Origin of the sequence: Flavobacterium xylosi (assembly GCF_042787345.1) — a bacterium.
GTDB lineage: Bacteria > Bacteroidota > Bacteroidia > Flavobacteriales > Flavobacteriaceae > Flavobacterium > Flavobacterium xylosi.
Map to the genome: position 1 here is coordinate 52,534 of NZ_JBHZPZ010000012.1, position 16,257 is coordinate 68,790.

The 16,257-nt window shown below is 34.2% G+C and carries 17 protein-coding genes and 1 pseudogene; 11 read left to right on the forward strand and 7 right to left on the reverse strand.

Annotated features, from left to right (window positions below):
• Positions 1-12 precede the first annotated feature (12 nt).
• On the forward strand, positions 13-1,431 hold the full coding sequence (locus tag ACFX5E_RS11145) for an SDR family oxidoreductase (protein ID WP_379855237.1): 1,419 nt from the start codon (positions 13-15) through the stop codon (positions 1,429-1,431).
• A 79-nt stretch (positions 1,432-1,510) separates the two neighbouring features.
• Here ACFX5E_RS11145 and ACFX5E_RS11150 read toward each other — a convergent pair whose 3' ends face one another.
• The 7 genes from ACFX5E_RS11150 to ACFX5E_RS11180 all read right to left on the reverse strand — a co-directional run bounded on the left by ACFX5E_RS11150 (position 1,511) and on the right by ACFX5E_RS11180 (position 8,205).
• Positions 1,511-2,806 carry a cryptochrome/photolyase family protein gene (locus ACFX5E_RS11150; RefSeq protein ID WP_379855238.1) on the reverse strand — a complete coding sequence of 432 codons (1,296 nt, stop codon included), beginning with the start codon at positions 2,804-2,806 and terminating at the stop codon, positions 1,511-1,513.
• Positions 2,806-3,267 (reverse strand): SRPBCC family protein, encoded by a 462-nt coding sequence (locus ACFX5E_RS11155; RefSeq protein WP_379855239.1) that lies wholly within the window; start codon positions 3,265-3,267, stop codon positions 2,806-2,808. The genes ACFX5E_RS11150 and ACFX5E_RS11155 overlap by 1 nt, the downstream gene beginning before the upstream one ends.
• A gap of 167 nt (positions 3,268-3,434) precedes the next feature.
• On the reverse strand, positions 3,435-3,875 hold the full coding sequence (locus tag ACFX5E_RS11160) for a sterol desaturase family protein (protein WP_379855240.1): 441 nt from the start codon (positions 3,873-3,875) through the stop codon (positions 3,435-3,437).
• 44 nt (positions 3,876-3,919) lie between these two features.
• Positions 3,920-4,759 (reverse strand): phytoene/squalene synthase family protein, encoded by an 840-nt coding sequence (locus ACFX5E_RS11165; protein WP_379855241.1) that lies wholly within the window; start codon positions 4,757-4,759, stop codon positions 3,920-3,922.
• A 2-nt stretch (positions 4,760-4,761) separates the two neighbouring features.
• Positions 4,762-6,231, reverse strand: a complete 1,470-nt coding sequence (locus tag ACFX5E_RS11170; RefSeq protein ID WP_379855242.1) for a phytoene desaturase family protein — start codon at positions 6,229-6,231, stop codon at positions 4,762-4,764.
• Positions 6,232-6,268: 37 nt separating this feature from the next.
• Positions 6,269-7,165 carry a MerR family transcriptional regulator gene (locus ACFX5E_RS11175; RefSeq protein WP_379855243.1) on the reverse strand — a complete coding sequence of 299 codons (897 nt, stop codon included), beginning with the start codon at positions 7,163-7,165 and terminating at the stop codon, positions 6,269-6,271.
• An 80-nt stretch (positions 7,166-7,245) separates the two neighbouring features.
• On the reverse strand, positions 7,246-8,205 hold the full coding sequence (locus tag ACFX5E_RS11180) for an ion channel (protein WP_379855294.1): 960 nt from the start codon (positions 8,203-8,205) through the stop codon (positions 7,246-7,248).
• Positions 8,206-8,458: 253 nt separating this feature from the next.
• Between ACFX5E_RS11180 and ACFX5E_RS11185 the strand changes: the two genes are divergently transcribed.
• The 10 genes and pseudogenes from ACFX5E_RS11185 (at position 8,459) to ACFX5E_RS11230 (ending at position 16,205) form a co-directional block, all read left to right on the forward strand.
• Positions 8,459-9,094: a phosphoribosyltransferase gene (locus tag ACFX5E_RS11185; protein WP_379855244.1), complete on the forward strand. Its 636-nt coding sequence runs from the start codon at positions 8,459-8,461 to the stop codon at positions 9,092-9,094.
• Between the two features lie 41 nt (positions 9,095-9,135).
• Complete coding sequence (locus ACFX5E_RS11190; RefSeq protein ID WP_379855245.1) at positions 9,136-9,780, forward strand: dienelactone hydrolase family protein; 645 nt, start codon at positions 9,136-9,138, stop codon at positions 9,778-9,780.
• A gap of 45 nt (positions 9,781-9,825) precedes the next feature.
• Positions 9,826-10,264, forward strand: a pseudogene (locus ACFX5E_RS11195) (VOC family protein).
• An 83-nt stretch (positions 10,265-10,347) separates the two neighbouring features.
• Entirely contained in the window at positions 10,348-11,241 is an 894-nt protein-coding gene (locus ACFX5E_RS11200) for a dienelactone hydrolase family protein (protein ID WP_379855246.1), read from the forward strand.
• A gap of 109 nt (positions 11,242-11,350) precedes the next feature.
• On the forward strand, positions 11,351-12,532 hold the full coding sequence (locus ACFX5E_RS11205) for an ATP-binding protein (protein WP_379855247.1): 1,182 nt from the start codon (positions 11,351-11,353) through the stop codon (positions 12,530-12,532).
• Positions 12,533-12,688: 156 nt separating this feature from the next.
• Positions 12,689-12,820: a hypothetical protein gene (locus tag ACFX5E_RS11210; RefSeq protein WP_379855248.1), complete on the forward strand. Its 132-nt coding sequence runs from the start codon at positions 12,689-12,691 to the stop codon at positions 12,818-12,820.
• Positions 12,821-13,001: 181 nt separating this feature from the next.
• Positions 13,002-13,580 (forward strand): hypothetical protein, encoded by a 579-nt coding sequence (locus tag ACFX5E_RS11215; RefSeq protein ID WP_379855249.1) that lies wholly within the window; start codon positions 13,002-13,004, stop codon positions 13,578-13,580.
• A gap of 216 nt (positions 13,581-13,796) precedes the next feature.
• The gene (locus ACFX5E_RS11220; RefSeq protein WP_379855250.1) at positions 13,797-14,336 is read left to right on the forward strand and encodes a helix-turn-helix domain-containing protein; all 540 of its coding nucleotides are present in this window, start codon (positions 13,797-13,799) and stop codon (positions 14,334-14,336) included.
• Between the two features lie 89 nt (positions 14,337-14,425).
• A complete protein-coding gene (locus tag ACFX5E_RS11225) occupies positions 14,426-15,334 on the forward strand; it encodes a hypothetical protein (RefSeq protein ID WP_379855251.1) in 909 nt (302 codons plus the stop codon).
• Positions 15,335-15,848: 514 nt separating this feature from the next.
• The gene (locus ACFX5E_RS11230) at positions 15,849-16,205 is read left to right on the forward strand and encodes a hypothetical protein (RefSeq protein ID WP_379855252.1); all 357 of its coding nucleotides are present in this window, start codon (positions 15,849-15,851) and stop codon (positions 16,203-16,205) included.
• Positions 16,206-16,257 lie beyond the last annotated feature (52 nt).

Here is a 16,257-nt window from a genome sequence, read left to right on the forward strand (position 1 = left end):
AATTACAAAACCATGAAAATTCTCTTAACAGGTGCAACGGGCTATATCGGGAAGCGACTTTTGCCAATTTTGGTAGCACAAGGTCACGAAATCGTATGCTGTGTTAGAGATAAAAACAGATTTTATATTCCAAAAGAATTGGAAGACCATATTGAGGTCATAGAAATAGATTTTCTTAAAGAAGAAACGCTGTCAGCAATACCAGAAGACATAGATGCAGCCTACTATCTGATGCATTCTATGTCTACTTCTTCTGATAATTTTGATGATTTAGAAAGTATTTCCGCTAAAAATTTTGTGCAACGAGTAAATCAAACGAATGCAAAACAAGTCATTTACCTGAGTGGCATTGTAAACGAAAAATCACTTTCTAAACATTTGTCTTCCAGAAAAAACGTGGAAGACATTTTGAATACAGGTAAATTTGCCACTACCACGCTCAGAGCCGGAATTATTGTTGGTTCTGGAAGCGCTTCATTTGAAATCATTAGGGATTTAGTAAACAAACTACCAATAATGATTACTCCAAAATGGTTGAATACTAAATGCCAACCCATAGCTATTCCGGATGTGCTTGAGTTCCTGTCTAAATCATTACTGAACCCTTTGACTTACAATCAAAATTTTGATATTGGCGGACCCGATATTCTCACTTATAAGGAAATGTTATTGGGTTACGCCAAAGCAAAACACCTTAAAAGATGGATTTTTACCATTCCTGTAATGACTCCAAAATTATCTTCCTATTGGTTGTATTTTGTAACCTCAACATCTTATAAATTAGCTTCGGCTCTTGTTAGTAGTATGAAAGTCGAAGTAATTTGTAGAGACCATCGAATTAATGAGATATTGAATGTCATGCCCATGACTTACGAACAAGCTTTATCTCGGGCTTTGGTAAAAGTAGACGAAGATAAAGTAGCATCGAGCTGGAAAGATTCCTTAGTCAGTGGACGTTTTAGCAGCAATATGTCGGAATACCTGAAAGTCCCTAAGAAGGATTGCTTCATTGACCGCAGAAAAATGGAAATAATAGACCGGGAATACACTATAAATAAAATTTGGTCGATAGGCGGTGAATCCGGTTGGTATTATGGAAACTGGTTATGGAATTTACGCGGTTTTATTGATAAATTATACGGAGGAGTTGGTTCACGAAGGGGAAGAACAAACCGTCATGACATACATTGTGGTGACGCTTTGGACTTTTGGCGTGTTTTGTACGCCAATAAAGAAGAAGGGAAACTAATCTTATTTGCAGAGATGAAACTCCCTGGCGAAGCTTGGTTAGAGTTTAAAATTATCGGAAATACATTATATCAAGCGGCGACTTTCAGACCCAGAGGAATTTGGGGGAAACTATACTGGTATTCTGTTTTGCCATTTCACGGATTTATTTTCGAGGGAATGCTGAAGAAATTGATTAAATAATTTTCTTTTTTAAACATATAAGTCATATAAGTTTTTAAATTATGTTTTAAAACTTATATCACTTATATGTTAAATCTTCTTATTTCAAAATTCCGGCTTTATATGTGGCAATCGCTCTGTCTCTGGCCATAGCGTGCTCTACCATTGGTTTTCCATAACCTAAATCAAATTCTTTGATCCATTTGCGGATGTAGATTCCTTTTTCATCGAATTTTTTTTGTTGAATCTCCGGATTGAAAACTCGGAAATAAGGTGCGGCGTCACAACCTGTTCCTGCTGCCCATTGCCAGTTTCCAACATTAGCGGACATTTCATAATCCAATAATTTTTCGGCAAAATAAGCTTCTCCCCATTGCCATTGAATCAATAAATGCTTGCAAAGAAAACTTGCAACGACCATTCGTACCCTATTGTGCATATATCCGGTTTCATTGAGCTGACGCATTCCGGCATCGACCATAGGATATCCAGTAGTTCCCGAACACCAACGCTTGAAATCGGCTTCATCATTGCGCCAATTGATACCATCATACGCTGATTTGAAGTTTTGGGTAACGACTTTTGGGAAACTGAATAAGATTTGCATGAAAAATTCTCTCCATATCAATTCACTCAAAAAAACATCATTTTTGTGAAATGCCCAATTGACTAATTTCCTAATGCTCACGGTACCAAAACGCAAATGTGGTGAAAGATAAGAGGTTTTATCCAAAGCTGGAAAATCCCTTATATCCTGATAATTTTCAACAAATTTCAGGTTGTGTGTCTTTACTTTTATAGGACTTTCTTCAAAACCTATTTGCGCCAAGGGTGGAAAGGTAAAGTCACCTTTGTAGAAATTAGAAAAAATATACGTGGCATCATATTCTTGAACCGGAGCCATTGATTTGTATTTGTCTAACCATTTATTTTTAAACGGTGTATAAACCGTGTACGGCAATCCATCGGCTTTTGTGATTTCTTTTTCTTCGAAAATAACTTGGTCTTTAAAAGAATAGGAGATTGTATTGTTTGCTTCCAATAATTCACAAATGGCAGTGTCGCGTTGTATCGCGTAAGGCTCATAATCCTTATTGAAAAAAACTTCCTTGACATCGAATTCTTTCAAAATTTCTTGCCAAACTTCAACGGTTTTTCCTTTTTTGATTAAAAGTGAGCTTCCTATTTCCTGTAATTGGGTATTTATTTTAGAAAGTGATTCGTGAATGAAACCTACTCTGGCATCGTTTTTTGGCAAACTGTCTAAAATGGAATCATCAAAAATAAACAACGGTATAACCGGATTTTTGGATTTTAAAGCATGGAATAATCCAACATTATCTTCCAGACGCAAATCGCGTCTGAACCAAAAAATAGAAACCTCTTGTTCGCTCATTACTTTGCATTAAACATTTCGTCCACTTTAGTAACACGGTAAGCGAAAATAGATTTCAATTTGTTTTTAACGACCAATGTATTCATGATTCGGCCCAGAAAGCCCAGTGGCAATCCGTAATGCACTACATCTGTCATCTTGGTTCCGTTTGGTGTCGCTTCAAAGAAATGTTTGTGGTGCCAGAAACTGTACGGACCAAAACGCTGTTCGTCTATAAAATAACTGTTTTCTTTCACTTGGGTAATTACAGTCATCCACGACAAAGTGATACCTAAAAGTGGCGTTACTTTATATTGAATTATTTGTCCTGGATACATGGATTTGTGGTCGAAATCCGTGATTTGAAAACCCATTCCTTCCGGTGTGATTTTCTGAAGATTTTTTGGATTGGAAAAAAAAGTCCAGCATTCTTCTACAGTTGCATTTACGTGCTGAACGGTTTCTTGTTTGTATATTTTCATGGTTGTGATTTAATAATAAATATCCTCAAGCATCACTAGGTTCGCGTGAGGGATAAAAGTGGAGCTCTTTTTATAACTGGTCTCGTTTTTTGAACGAGACCAGTTATGAAAAAGCGGGAACGGATAGCCCGACCTGCTTTTTCAGCGGGTCACGCCCCTATTGAAATTTACATTTTATAGTATTTGAAAGGTACAAATAACATCCCGAAACACTCTCCATGTTCTTTTCCCAGATGCTTATGATGGATTTTGTGCGCTTTGCGCAATCCTATTAAATACTTATTATTTGTGTTTTTGAACCACTTAAAACGTTGATGTATCAAGACATCATGAATTATAAAATAACACATTCCGTAGAAGGTAATTCCGAGTCCTATGAAGAACAGGTAATTCATTCCGCCTTGCACGCCAAAATAGAAAAGGACGATGCTGGGTAGGGCAAAAATCACAAAGAAAATATCATTTCGCTCGAAAATATTTGCGTACTTCGGCTGGTGATGATCGGCATGAAAATACCACATCAAGCCATGCATAACATATTTATGAGTCATCCAAGTAACGCATTCCATAAAAAGAAAAACACCTAAAAAGATTAAAAAAGAAATCATTATTTTTATTTATTTAGAATATACATTAAAAAATAATGCTTTTTTTATACTAATCGCAACTTGTAGGTCACGAAAGATTGTGCCAGTAGTCCGGCTTTGGTATAATTAGAAACCCGAATTCTTGCATTTCCAATTTCGTGGCAAGGCGTATTTTCAAGCTTTTTTAAGAGTTTTTTATAATAGACAAATGCGGTGTAAACCCCAAATTTAGCTTCGATAGGCAGTTTCAGGATTCCTTGGTAGGCAACTCTAAAATCTTCTTCGATCTCATTTATAATCGCACTCTTCGAATTTTCATCAAATGAGTTTAAATCTACTCCAGGGAAATAATTACGGTTCAAGACCAGATTATCGTCTTTTAAATCTCTCAGAAAATTAACCTTCTGGAAAGCAGAACCCAATCGCATCGCTTCATCTTTCAACTGTTCGTATTTATGGTCTTTTCCGGCTACAAAAACCTTCAGACACATTAATCCAACCACATCTGCCGAACCATAAATATATTCATCGTATTCTGCTTTGCTGTTGTAATCTGATTTCACCAAATCCAATTTCATACTTTTCAAAAAAGCCTGAATCAAGTCGTCAGTAATATTATATTTCTTAACCGTATGCTGAAAAGAATTCAAAATTGGGTTCAGACTTATGCCAGAATTGTACGATTTATAATATTCTTTTTCGAAATCATTAATCAATTCTTCCTTATCAAAACCGTGAAATGAATCGACAATTTCATCGGCAAAACGAACAAAACCATAAATGCTGTATATAGCATCCCTGATGATTGGCGATAGCATATATACTGCCAATGAAAATGAAGTACTGTAGTTTTTTGTTACTAGTTTACTGCACTTGAAAGATATATCGTCAAATAATTGCTTCATATTTATTGATCTGAAAATTGCTTATTAATTAAATCTGACACTAGTTTTCCAGAAATTAATGCTGGCGGAACCCCGGGTCCCGGAACGGTCAATTGGCCTGTAAAATATAAATTTTTCACTTTTTTACTCTTTAACTTTGGTCTTAAAAAAGCGGTCTGTAATAATGTGTTCGCCATTCCATAGGCATTCCCTTTATAGGAGTTGTACTCTGAAACAAAATCATTTTTACAAAACGACTGCTTAAAGATAATATTATTTTTCACACTTTGTTGTGTTAAAGCTTCAAAACGGTCAATTATTTTATCAAAATATTCTTCCCTTAATTCTTCGGTATCGATAATTCCTGGTGCCAACGGCACTAAAAAAAAACCTGATTCCATTCCTTCCGGAGCTGCTGTTTTATCTGTCAAAGAAGGGAAATTAGCATAAAACAAAGGCTCTTTAGGCCACTTTGGTTCATCGTAAATATCTTTGGCATGCTGATAAAAATCGACATCAAAAAACAAAGCATGATGCGAAATATTTTTTATTTTTTTATCAAAACCAATGTAAAATAATAATGATGACGGGGCAAAAACCCGGCTGTCCCAATATTTTTCTGAATAGGCGCGATGTTCTTCGTCTAATAATGTTTCGGTATGATGATAATCCGCTCCGCTCAAAATTAAATCTGATTGGATCCGTTCACCATTTACCAATAAAGCTTTAGCCGTTTTATTCTCAACAATTATTTTCTCAATGTTTGAATTCGTATGAAAAACAACTCCTAACTCTCTTGCTAAACTTTCCATGGCACGAACCACATCAAACATACCCGTTTTAGGATGCCAGGTTCCAAGACCAAAATCGGCATAATTCATAAAACTATAAAACGAAGGTGTATCTGATGGTTTTGCTCCAAGAAACAAAACAGGAAATTCCAAAATTTGGATTAACCGTTCGTTCTTAAATTTCTTTCGAACATCCCGACTGATGTTACTAAAAAACTGCCCTACTTTTTTAGCTGTTTCAACCGTTATCAATTCCAATGGTGAAACTCCGGGACGATATACTAAGTCTTTAATGGCAATATCATAATTACTTTTGGCCTCAGCCATAAATTCACTCAATATTTTGCCGCTCCCTTTTTCAATTTCTTCAAAAGCGAATATTATATCCGTTAAATTATCTGCAATTGTTATAAAATCATCGATTCCATAATAGACTCTGTATGCTGGAGATAATTTTATGAGCTCATAATAATCAATTGTCTTTTTTCCGAAGTCAGCAAAAAAACGATCGAATACATCTGGCATCCAATACCAGCTTGGTCCCATATCAAAGGTGAATCCTTCTCTTTTTAACTGTCTCGCTCTACCACCTATTGATCCGTTTTTCTCAAAAACTTCAACTTGGTGACCGCTTTTTGCCAAATAACAGGAAGCAGCTAATGCTGAAAATCCCGAGCCTATAATTGTAATTTTTTTCTTCATTTGTTTAGCAAATATACAAAAAGATTAAACGAATTAATTAAATCTTATCTAGTAATTCCGAAATAGAATTAAAAATAGATATTTTATCCGAAAGTCCTTCCTTTTTTATAAATTCAGTCAGTCGACCTGTAAACCATAATTCAGTAGTATCATCTACTAATTCATCGATCATTTTGGTTACATATTCATTTACAGAATCTCTTTCTGGCTGAACAGTCATGTAAGAAACGAAAACTATCGAATCAAAATGTTTCTTTAAATCTTTCAAATTTTCAATAGGCATACTTTCTCCTAAATAAATCGTTTTGTATCCATTTAAAAGAATCTCATAATTCAAATACATCAAACCCAACTCATGTATTTCATTCATTGGAAGAGAAAGAACAAACACTTTATCGAATTTAGTTAGTTTTAAAACCTGCAGTTTTTCAGTATTTACCAATAGCTTTTGCTTAATTAAATAACTGATAAAATGTTCGTGAGCAGGCGTTATTGTATCCGATTGCCATAACAAACCAAGTTCGTTCATCAAAGGGATAAAGACTTCGTGAAAAATTTCCTTAAATGATTTATCAGCAATTAACCAATTGTAGGTAGTAAAAAAAAGCTCTTGATCAAAGTTCATCATTGCCATCTTTAAATCACTGATGGCATGGCTTTTGGCTGTTTTACTGGAAATTATTTCTCGAACTAGTGAAGGTATTTTATCTTGTGGATAGGTGGCAATTTTAGATATCTTGTATCCATAATCATGTAACAAAGTAATATTCAAAAGTTTTTGCAAACTGGCTAAATCATACAACCTAATGTTAGTATCCGTGCGCATTGGTTGAAGTATATCATATCTTTTTTCCCAAATCCGTATCGTATGCGCTTTTATCCCTGACAGGTTTTCAAGATCTTTTATACTGAATACGTTTTTAACATTGTTCATCGTTTATCAAAATTTAATAAACAAATGTAAAATATTAATTTAACATTATACTCAAAATGACTTAAAAACTGTGGTTAATATTATAAATCAACGTTATTGAACATATTCAATTTATCCAAATTCAGAATTGTTCTTGAATTATCATCACTTCGGGTATACATCGGTTCAAATTTAGCACCATAAACCAACTCATCAAAAGTATAAGAGGTTCGAGCTGCAACCGTATTACTGAACATATCGTCAAAGGTTTTAATAAAAACGAGTATCTCGCCATTGGTCTTTTTAAAATCGGCTGCCGTAAATTTATAAAGCGGACTGTCTTCTGTAATAGGATGAACTAAGGTCCAACTTAAAGTCAATGCATTAATCTTGTCCAATTCTAATTCTAAAGCATAGAATTTATTGGTCATCTTGCCATTTTCATCGACGCTCATTCCCAGAGTCATTTTGGCTTCGGCATCGGTAAAATTCGTGTTTTTAAAAGGCGTGGTTCTAATCATCAAACCCGTAATTTCTCCATACGGTGCAATGACAGCGTTGTGAGAAAACTTCAAAAAGGCGGTAGGTTTACTAAATCGACCAAAAAACAAACCCGTAGCAATGGCAAAACTCAATAAACCTATCAGTGCTTCGGCGGCAGAAAGCGCACTGGTTAAAAAACCGGAAGGACTTATATGTCCGTAACCCACTGTGGTGAAGGTTTGAGCACTGAAAAAATAAGCCTGTCCAAATTTGACCCATTCACTACCCGAGTTTTGAATTCCATTCAAATGTTCGATTCCAATTCCGTAATAAACAGAGGCAAATATAAAATTGATCGCCACATAAAAGGCGAGAATAATCAGGATAAATTTCCATCCAGACATATCAATCATAGTATGATACCAACTGATACGATGCAAAAAATGCATTCCCCGTTTCTCTACATTTGCCGTCCCGTTTTTATTAACGAAACGTCCGCCATAACTATTGGCGTTAGTTCCAAAACCGGTATTCTTATCGGCTTTTGCTTTAGCATTTATACTGTTCAAGAGAAGAATTTTTTATAATTATTTGATAGTAAATTTAGTAAAAATCCGGTTCAAAAAAAAGATGCTTTTTCTACTTAAATTAAATTCCAAATAAAAACGTTAATCATTTTCTATTGGCAAATAAAAACGAAGTGAATCGAAGAACTTTCAACGCTAAAATTCAATTTTTAACATATTAAAATCAAACATAAAAAATATTCAAAACAACTGAAAATCAATACCTTTATGTTTCTTTTTTGTTTAATTATTAAAACTAAATATTATGTATGACGAGCTGCTAAAAGATAGAATTGAGGCGGGTTTATTGCTTTCTGAAAAATTAAAAAAGTATCAGAATAGCAATACCATTGTTCTTGCTGTTCCCAGAGGCGGAGTGCCGGTGGCAGCTATAATTGCCAAAAGTTTGCACCTCCCTTTGGATATTGTACTCTCTAAGAAAATTGGACATCCTTACAATAAAGAATTTGCTATTGGTGCCGTATCGATGGATTCAATGATTCTTGATGAGCATCCTGACGTTCCCAAAGAATATATAGAAAAAGAAGTTGTGAAACTCCGAAAATTGATACTAGAAAAATACGAAATCTACATGGACAAGCGTACCCCTCTTGATATTGAAGGCAAGAACGTAATTGTGGTAGATGATGGCATAGCAACCGGAAACACAATACTGGTTAGTATAAATATGTTACGAAAAAGAAATCCTGCAAAAATTATTGTTGCGGTGCCCGTGATACCCTATGACACCGTGAGCCTATTTGAAAAAAATACAGATGAGTTTATTTACCTGATTGCTTCCAAAAAATTTAGGGGAGTTGGTGGATTTTATGAAGACTTTAATCAGGTGGAAGATGACGAAGTGATTAAATTGTTGAGTGTTGTAAGCCCCACTGAATAGAACCTTAAATCTAGTATTGTTCATCTTAAATACAATCGATTATGAAAAAATTAGAGATCGATATCCCTTTATCTACTCTAATACTCAAAGGGGATTTAGTGATTCCTGAAAATGCCATTGGGATTGTTATTTTTTCCCATGGAAGTGGCAGCAACAGGTTCAGTTCCAGAAACAGAATGGTTGCAGAGCTGATTCAGAAACATAATATTGCTACATTTTTGTTTGATCTGCTTACAGAAAAAGAAGATCAAATTTATGAAAACCGCTTTAATATTGATTTACTGACCAGCCGATTGATAGAAACAACCGAATGGCTGATGGAAAACAAAAGTGCAAAAGGTTTACCTGTAGGCTTCTTTGGCGCAAGTACCGGAGCAGCATCTGCATTACGGGCGGCAGCCTATTTTGGAAAAACTGTAAAAGCGGTTGTGTCACTTGGAGGCCGACCTGATATGGCCATAACAGAATTGCCAATGGTAACTGCTCCTACCCTGTTAATTGTTGGCGGCGAGGACATTCCTGTAATTGGAATGAACAAAATGGCTTTTGACGAGTTACAATCAGTTAAAGAAATGAAAATTATTCTAGGAGCTACTCATTTGTTTGAAGAACCGGGAAAATTATTGGAAGTTGCCGATTTGGCGATTGCATGGTACAAAAGATATTTGACAAAAAAAGAGGATTAATACCGATTCTAAATTTGTAAAAACCAACTATTAAAACAAAGAACCATGGCAAGAGTAAATGTGGATTTAGTATTTAACGGCAATTGTGAACAGGCTTTTTATTTTTACAAATCCGTATTTGGAGGTGAATATTCCTATTTTGGAAAGTATAAAGAAATGCCTTCAAATAATGTCCAAAAAATTTCTGCTGAAGATGGCGAAAAAATAATGCATATCTCTCTGCCTATATGCAAAAGAGAGAAGTTTAATGGGAAATGATTATACCGAATATTTTGGGCGAAAAACTACTTTTGGGAATAATTTTTCGCTCTCAATCGATACGGACATTAAAGAAGAAGCCGATAAATTATTTGTTACTCTTTCAGATGGTGGCGAAGTAACAATGTCCATGGACCATACTTTTTGGGGCGCTTATTTCGGTATGTTCACCGATAAATTTGGCGTGAATTGGATGGTAAATTTTATAGAAAATCAGGCGAAATAAATTTTTACTATACTACAATTAAATTCCGTGATTGGGGCTTTTATTGTTTTTTTTACTAAATTAGTTGAGTCAAAATAAATGCTATGAAAAAACTAGCCAAAGAAGATATCAGTCAGGAAGTATTTGACTTATACGATGACTACGCCCATAATAAAATTGAAAGAAGACAATTCGTCGAGAAACTATCCCTGTTTGCGGTTGGAACGCTAACCATACCATCACTTCTTAGCTTTATGACGCCCAATTACGTTGATTCTATTTTAATCAAGCCGGAAGATCCAAGGCTGAAATCAGAATATATCATTTACGATTCTCCCAAAGGCGGAGGAAAAACCAAAGGGCTTTTATCGCAACCCACGGGAACCAAAAAGAAACTACCGGGAATCATCGTAGTACATGAAAACCGTGGACTGAATCCTTATATTGAAGATGTAGGACGAAGAGCCGCTGTTGAAGGATTCATCACTTTGGCACCCGATGCTTTATCTCCTCTGGGCGGATATCCCGGAAATGATGATGCGGGAAGGGAATTACAAAAAAAACGTACCCGTGAAGAAATGCTCGAAGACTTTATTGCAGCTTATGAATACCTAAAATCCCATAAAGATTGTAATGGATATATTGGTGTGGTGGGATTTTGTTTTGGCGGTTGGATTGCCAATATGATGGCGGTGAAAATACCAAAATTATGCGCCGCAGTTCCTTACTACGGTGGACAACCCACAGAAGCAGATGCCGAAAAAATAAAAACACCTATCCTAGCGCAGTATGCCGGTTTAGACACTCGCGTAAATGAGGGTTGGCCCGCTTTTGAAGCTATCCTTAAAAAGAACAAAGTAGAACATACCGCTTATTTCTATCCCGGAGTGAATCATGGTTTTCATAACAACACAACTCCCAGATACGACGAAGCAGCCGCCACTTTATCGTGGACCCGAACAATTGATTTTTTCAAGGATAAATTGAAGAAGAAATAATTATATTTTTAAAAGCCCCGTTATTGGGATTTTTTTAAAGAAAACTTAACTTCAAAAATATTAAAATTTCCATTATGACGGAAATATTAATATTAATATTTCCGTTATAATGGAAAAAAAAGTATTTATTTTTACATTAACTTATAAATATTTATATCTTTGCTTCATTATGTATCAAAGATTACAAATACAAACACTCACACAATGGCTTTTTAAAGATAAAGTTCTTGTGCTTATTGGAGCAAGGCAAGTGGGGAAATCTACCTTGCTGAAAGAGATATTGCAACAATTGCCTTATCCGTTTTTGAGTTTAAACGGCGAGGAATCCCATATAAAAAAATTATTTGAAGAACCCACCGTCGAAAAATTGCGACAAATTGTTGGCGACAACAAAATCGTACTAATAGACGAAGCCCAGCAAATAAAAAACATCGGATTGTGTTTAAAAATGCTTTTTGACAACATCAAAGATGTTCAGTTTATTGCCAGCGGTTCTTCTGCTTTGGAAATAGCGGACGAAATTTTTGAACCATTGACAGGCAGGCATTTTGTATTTCATTTATACCCTTTGAGTATGGAAGAAATATACACCAAAAATGGTTTTCTGAAATTCACGGAAAATCTAAATTGGCATCTCATTTATGGAATGTATCCCGATGTTTTAAACAACCGGAATCACGCCAAAAAATACCTGAAAAGCATTGCCAACCAATACCTTTACAAAGATGTTTTGGCTTGGAAAGACATCAGAAAACCTGATTTATTGAATAAATTATTGCAACTCTTGGCGCATCAAATAGGCAATGAAGTATCACTAAACGAACTGGCTATGCAACTAAAAGTGAAGTCGGAAACGGTGGATAATTACATCGATTTGTTGGAGAAATCGTTTGTGTTGTTTCGTTTGAAAAGTTATGCCACCAATGATAGAAAAGAGGTTACCAAAATGCGAAAAGTCTATTTTTATGATTTAGGAATTCGCAATGCCATAATTGACAATTTTTCACCCGTAGAATTACGTAACGACGTGGGTGCATTATGGGAAAATTTTGTGGTTATGGAAATTATAAAAGCCAATGAATATGCACAAAAGGATTTCAATTATTATTTTTGGAGAACCTTGCAGCAACAGGAGGTGGATTTTATAGTTCAAGACGAACAACAAATCACGGCTTACGAAATGAAATGGGGAAACAAAGGCAAAATTACTAAAGCATTCACCAACAGTTATCCCGATGCAAAAACAGAACTTATTAGTCCTGACAACTTTTTTGAAAAGATTATTGTTTAAGAAAATACTTTGTAAATCTTAAAGTAGATGGAATTTAGTTATATTTGAAAATAAATAATATCTGATGTTTATCGGGCTAATCCAACTTAAATTGGGGTGATAAATCTGATTTTGTTAGTATTTTATACTAGTTATGCGTCATTTTAAATATTAAAAATGCAGAAAAATATTCAAATAGAATTTGAAAATCCTTTAGGTATTTTTAACCTTGACGATTTTAGCTATTTATATGAAGATAAAGAATTAAAAAGAATCGCAGAACAAGCCTCCTTATATTTTATTCTTTAACGACAATGCCTAATATTTAGAAATATAAAATGTACTTTAGAATTTATCAAAGGAGAAATTGCACAACCTTTTACAGTTAATTATATTGAATTTGAATTACCATTATATCAAAAAGACGTAATTGAATCTGATAAAATATTAGATATTCAAATCTTATATTGTTACAATAAAAGCCTAGAGGATGAAAAAAAAAATCAATAAATTCATCGACGTTATTGGTATAAAAATTCCACAACAAACAGAATTTTCTAAAACAATAACACCTGATCTAATCTTGCAAAGGCATTATAAAAAATTGTGGCAAGTAAATATTTATGGAGAAACAAATAAACTTTTAGAATTTGATGTTAAGTATATTGGTCGCTCTGTAAAACAATTTATAGGAAATCGAATTAAAAGCCATAGTAATATTCAAAGAATTTTAACAACCACTCAACCAATGCAAAAAGGAATGCAAATTTCAAAAGAACTTTGTGTCTGTCTGCTAGAAATTAGTGATATATATCAAGCAAAAACAATTAATCCAAGTCATTCTTTAGATAATGAAAATCTATTCAAATTACCAAATAACGAATCTATTTATTATGATGCTGAAAAGGCTTTTATAAATTTTTTCTCAAAATCAAGCAAAGTTAAATTGGAAAATAAAGATGTTTATAATTCTTATCCAAAAGGAAAAAATGGATTATTTGATGAAAAATATGAAAATATAATTTACAAAATAAAAGATAATATAATATGGAAATCAACAATTGAATAATCAAAACGTAATCTATGTAGATCGAAAGTTAAAAACAGTTGAAAAAATATAAAAAAACGAACGCACAAAAGCTGTCTTGAGCTAGTTGGAGTTTAGCGCAATTACCGTTTCAATTCTTTTTTTCATTTAGCCGAAAATACTTATCTTCAAACTCCGAAAAAGCCACAAGCGAGAACGTATAACAAGAAAATCTATGTGCTTGCAAAGAATACAATTATGAAAACAATAGTGCAACAATTAAGAGAGGAAAAGAACTTAACCCAAACCGAACTTGCCGGGAAAAGCGGGCTTTCGCTACGAACAGTTCAAAGGGTTGAAGCTGGAACAGTCCCAAAAGGATTTACATTGAAGGTGCTAGCAAATGCCCTTGAGACCGCTCCCGAAAATCTGTTACCCCCTAAAGAAAGCACCAATCTTGATAGAGCAAAACTGATTAATTTTTCCGCCTTGTTAGGTCTTATAATCCCGTTTGGAGGAGTCATAATACCATTGATTCTAACCTATAAAACAAAAGACACAAGAAATAGAGAACTTGGCAAATGTATAGTGAGTCTTCAAATGCTCCTTGTAGCCGTACTAAGTGTTTCACTAATCACAAGTCCGTTCCTTCAAAAAGGATTAGCGCTACAATTTCCGCTTTTTATGCTTCCTTTACTGGTATTTATTTGCCTGAAAATTGCGCTGATTATCATAAATGGCATCAGTTTGAACAAAAATAATGATTTACATAAAAATCTAAAAATCAATTATTTATAACTACCGCCAGCCGATTGACGTAAAATTGGCGTAGTACTTTTACGCGAAAATAGTTTGCAAAATTAGATGTTTGCAAAAAAAATATTCTAATGAAAGTTTTGAAAAAATTTGTGTTTGCTCTTATTGGCGTTTTAGTCTTTGCTGCGCTTGGCAGCTACGTTTACTTTGACCAAAAATTCACTCCAGAAAAAAATTATTTGAAAGTAGAGAATGAAAGTGGCAGTATCCCTTTTACTTGGATGGGTGCTGACAAAAATATTTTGCTGATACCTCTACATTTTCCGAAAGATGCAAAGACTTTTTACTTGCAATTTGACACCGGTTCGCCTCATACTGTGTTGTACTCCGATGCCATTAAAAAAATTAGCCAAATTACCTTGGATAAAGATCATGCTACAGCATCTTTCTCCATTGGAAAAACTAAAATAACTTCGGATAAATTCAAAATTTATGATCAAGGAAAAGACAGTAATGATTCCATACAAATGATTGGAACTCTTGGAGCAGATATTTTAGAAAACAGAAAAACAGTCATCAATTTTAGAGAGAATTATATCGCTTTAAATTTAGCTAAAGTTCCGTCTCGACTGGAAACCAAATTATTTGATTTTAAATTCAAAAAAAGAAGAATGATCGTTAAGGGTTTTCTGAAAGGCGAAGAAGAAGAATTTTTGTTTGACTCCGGAACAAGTGCTTACGAATTACTGACCGACAAAGAAGTGTGGAATACCCTTAAACTCCCAAATTCAAAAATTAAAGTCGACAAATCACAATCGTGGGATAAAGTTCTAACGGTTTACACGGCCAATTGCAATCATAAAATACAGTTCTCCAATCTAGAAATACCTTTAAATAGGGTTACTTACGTTGAGGGATATTCGCAAGCCCAGTACGCAATGATGAAATTTTCCAGTATGACGGGAATGTTGGGCAACAAGATCTTTTTAAACAACAGTTTGTACATTGACTGCACACAAAACAAAATGGCAATTGAATAGAAAATTGCCGCTAACATTGTTTTACGCGATTTGGTTTGTAGTTTTAAAAAGAATCTCAACCGCACTGCTGCAACACAATCGCCAAGCTGTTCAACAAAAAAAGCCCCAATCGGGGCTTTTTACATATAACAAACTCAAGTTTTATTTACTCAAATACATTTTTCTTCTGGAGTACAATTCGTAGAATTGATCGTCTTTCGGCCATCAATTTCGCAGCTCTTTCTGCCTGAATAAAAATGACAATACCAATGCGCGATGCTTTTTGGAATACTTATTAAGAATGGTAACTGAAAAATCCGAAATTATATGAGTGGTAAGTTTCATGAAAAGTCAACCATAATAAATCTACTTGTTTTTTTATTCCAATTATTGAAAAATTAATTTATATAAAAATTAATTATATTTTCATAATTCACAGATAATTACTTCAACCATTAATTTTTAGCTACATTTGAGAACTAATCCTTATTTAAACAAAAAGGTAAAAATTCAACCCCAATTAAACAATCATTTTATGATCAAGAAACAAATTCTCGCATTTTTATTTATTGCGCTATCAATTGTAAGCTGTAGTAAAGACGAACCAACATCATCGCCAGCGATTGCATTTACACAGGCAGAAGGAAAAGCTGTAAATGGACAATATACTATTACTGGTACAATTACGTCATCAGTTCCGTTATTAAAGGTGATTGTTACAAAAGAAGGGGATACTGCTCCATTCATCATTGATGACACAACGGCAAAAAATAAAAACAGCTATCCTTACTCCTATTTAATAACTGGTATCACAAAGGATACCTACATTTTGATTGATATTTATGATCAAAACAACACAAAAACCTCTACGAGATTTTTAATCAGGATTTAGACTAGTAACAAAGAAGTAGAAGAAAAGCCCGAATTTGCATTAAAGATGCCCC

Excerpts from the sequence above, each read along its gene's own strand:
- ACFX5E_RS11145 (WP_379855237.1), top strand. The coding sequence starts at position 13 with ATGAAAATTCTCTTAACAGGTGCAACGGGCTATATCGGGAAGCGACTT.
- ACFX5E_RS11150 (WP_379855238.1), bottom strand. The coding sequence starts at position 2,806 with ATGAGCGAACAAGAGGTTTCTATTTTTTGGTTCAGACGCGATTTGCGT.
- ACFX5E_RS11155 (WP_379855239.1), bottom strand. The coding sequence starts at position 3,267 with ATGAAAATATACAAACAAGAAACCGTTCAGCACGTAAATGCAACTGTA.
- ACFX5E_RS11160 (WP_379855240.1), bottom strand. The coding sequence starts at position 3,875 with ATGATTTCTTTTTTAATCTTTTTAGGTGTTTTTCTTTTTATGGAATGC.
- ACFX5E_RS11165 (WP_379855241.1), bottom strand. The coding sequence starts at position 4,759 with ATGAAGCAATTATTTGACGATATATCTTTCAAGTGCAGTAAACTAGTA.
- ACFX5E_RS11170 (WP_379855242.1), bottom strand. The coding sequence starts at position 6,231 with ATGAAGAAAAAAATTACAATTATAGGCTCGGGATTTTCAGCATTAGCT.
- ACFX5E_RS11175 (WP_379855243.1), bottom strand. The coding sequence starts at position 7,165 with ATGAACAATGTTAAAAACGTATTCAGTATAAAAGATCTTGAAAACCTG.
- ACFX5E_RS11185 (WP_379855244.1), top strand. The coding sequence starts at position 8,459 with ATGTATGACGAGCTGCTAAAAGATAGAATTGAGGCGGGTTTATTGCTT.
- ACFX5E_RS11190 (WP_379855245.1), top strand. The coding sequence starts at position 9,136 with ATGAAAAAATTAGAGATCGATATCCCTTTATCTACTCTAATACTCAAA.
- ACFX5E_RS11200 (WP_379855246.1), top strand. The coding sequence starts at position 10,348 with ATGAAAAAACTAGCCAAAGAAGATATCAGTCAGGAAGTATTTGACTTA.
- ACFX5E_RS11205 (WP_379855247.1), top strand. The coding sequence starts at position 11,351 with ATGGAAAAAAAAGTATTTATTTTTACATTAACTTATAAATATTTATAT.
- ACFX5E_RS11210 (WP_379855248.1), top strand. The coding sequence starts at position 12,689 with ATGCAGAAAAATATTCAAATAGAATTTGAAAATCCTTTAGGTATTTTT.
- ACFX5E_RS11215 (WP_379855249.1), top strand. The coding sequence starts at position 13,002 with ATGAAAAAAAAAATCAATAAATTCATCGACGTTATTGGTATAAAAATT.
- ACFX5E_RS11220 (WP_379855250.1), top strand. The coding sequence starts at position 13,797 with ATGAAAACAATAGTGCAACAATTAAGAGAGGAAAAGAACTTAACCCAA.
- ACFX5E_RS11225 (WP_379855251.1), top strand. The coding sequence starts at position 14,426 with ATGAAAGTTTTGAAAAAATTTGTGTTTGCTCTTATTGGCGTTTTAGTC.
- ACFX5E_RS11230 (WP_379855252.1), top strand. The coding sequence starts at position 15,849 with ATGATCAAGAAACAAATTCTCGCATTTTTATTTATTGCGCTATCAATT.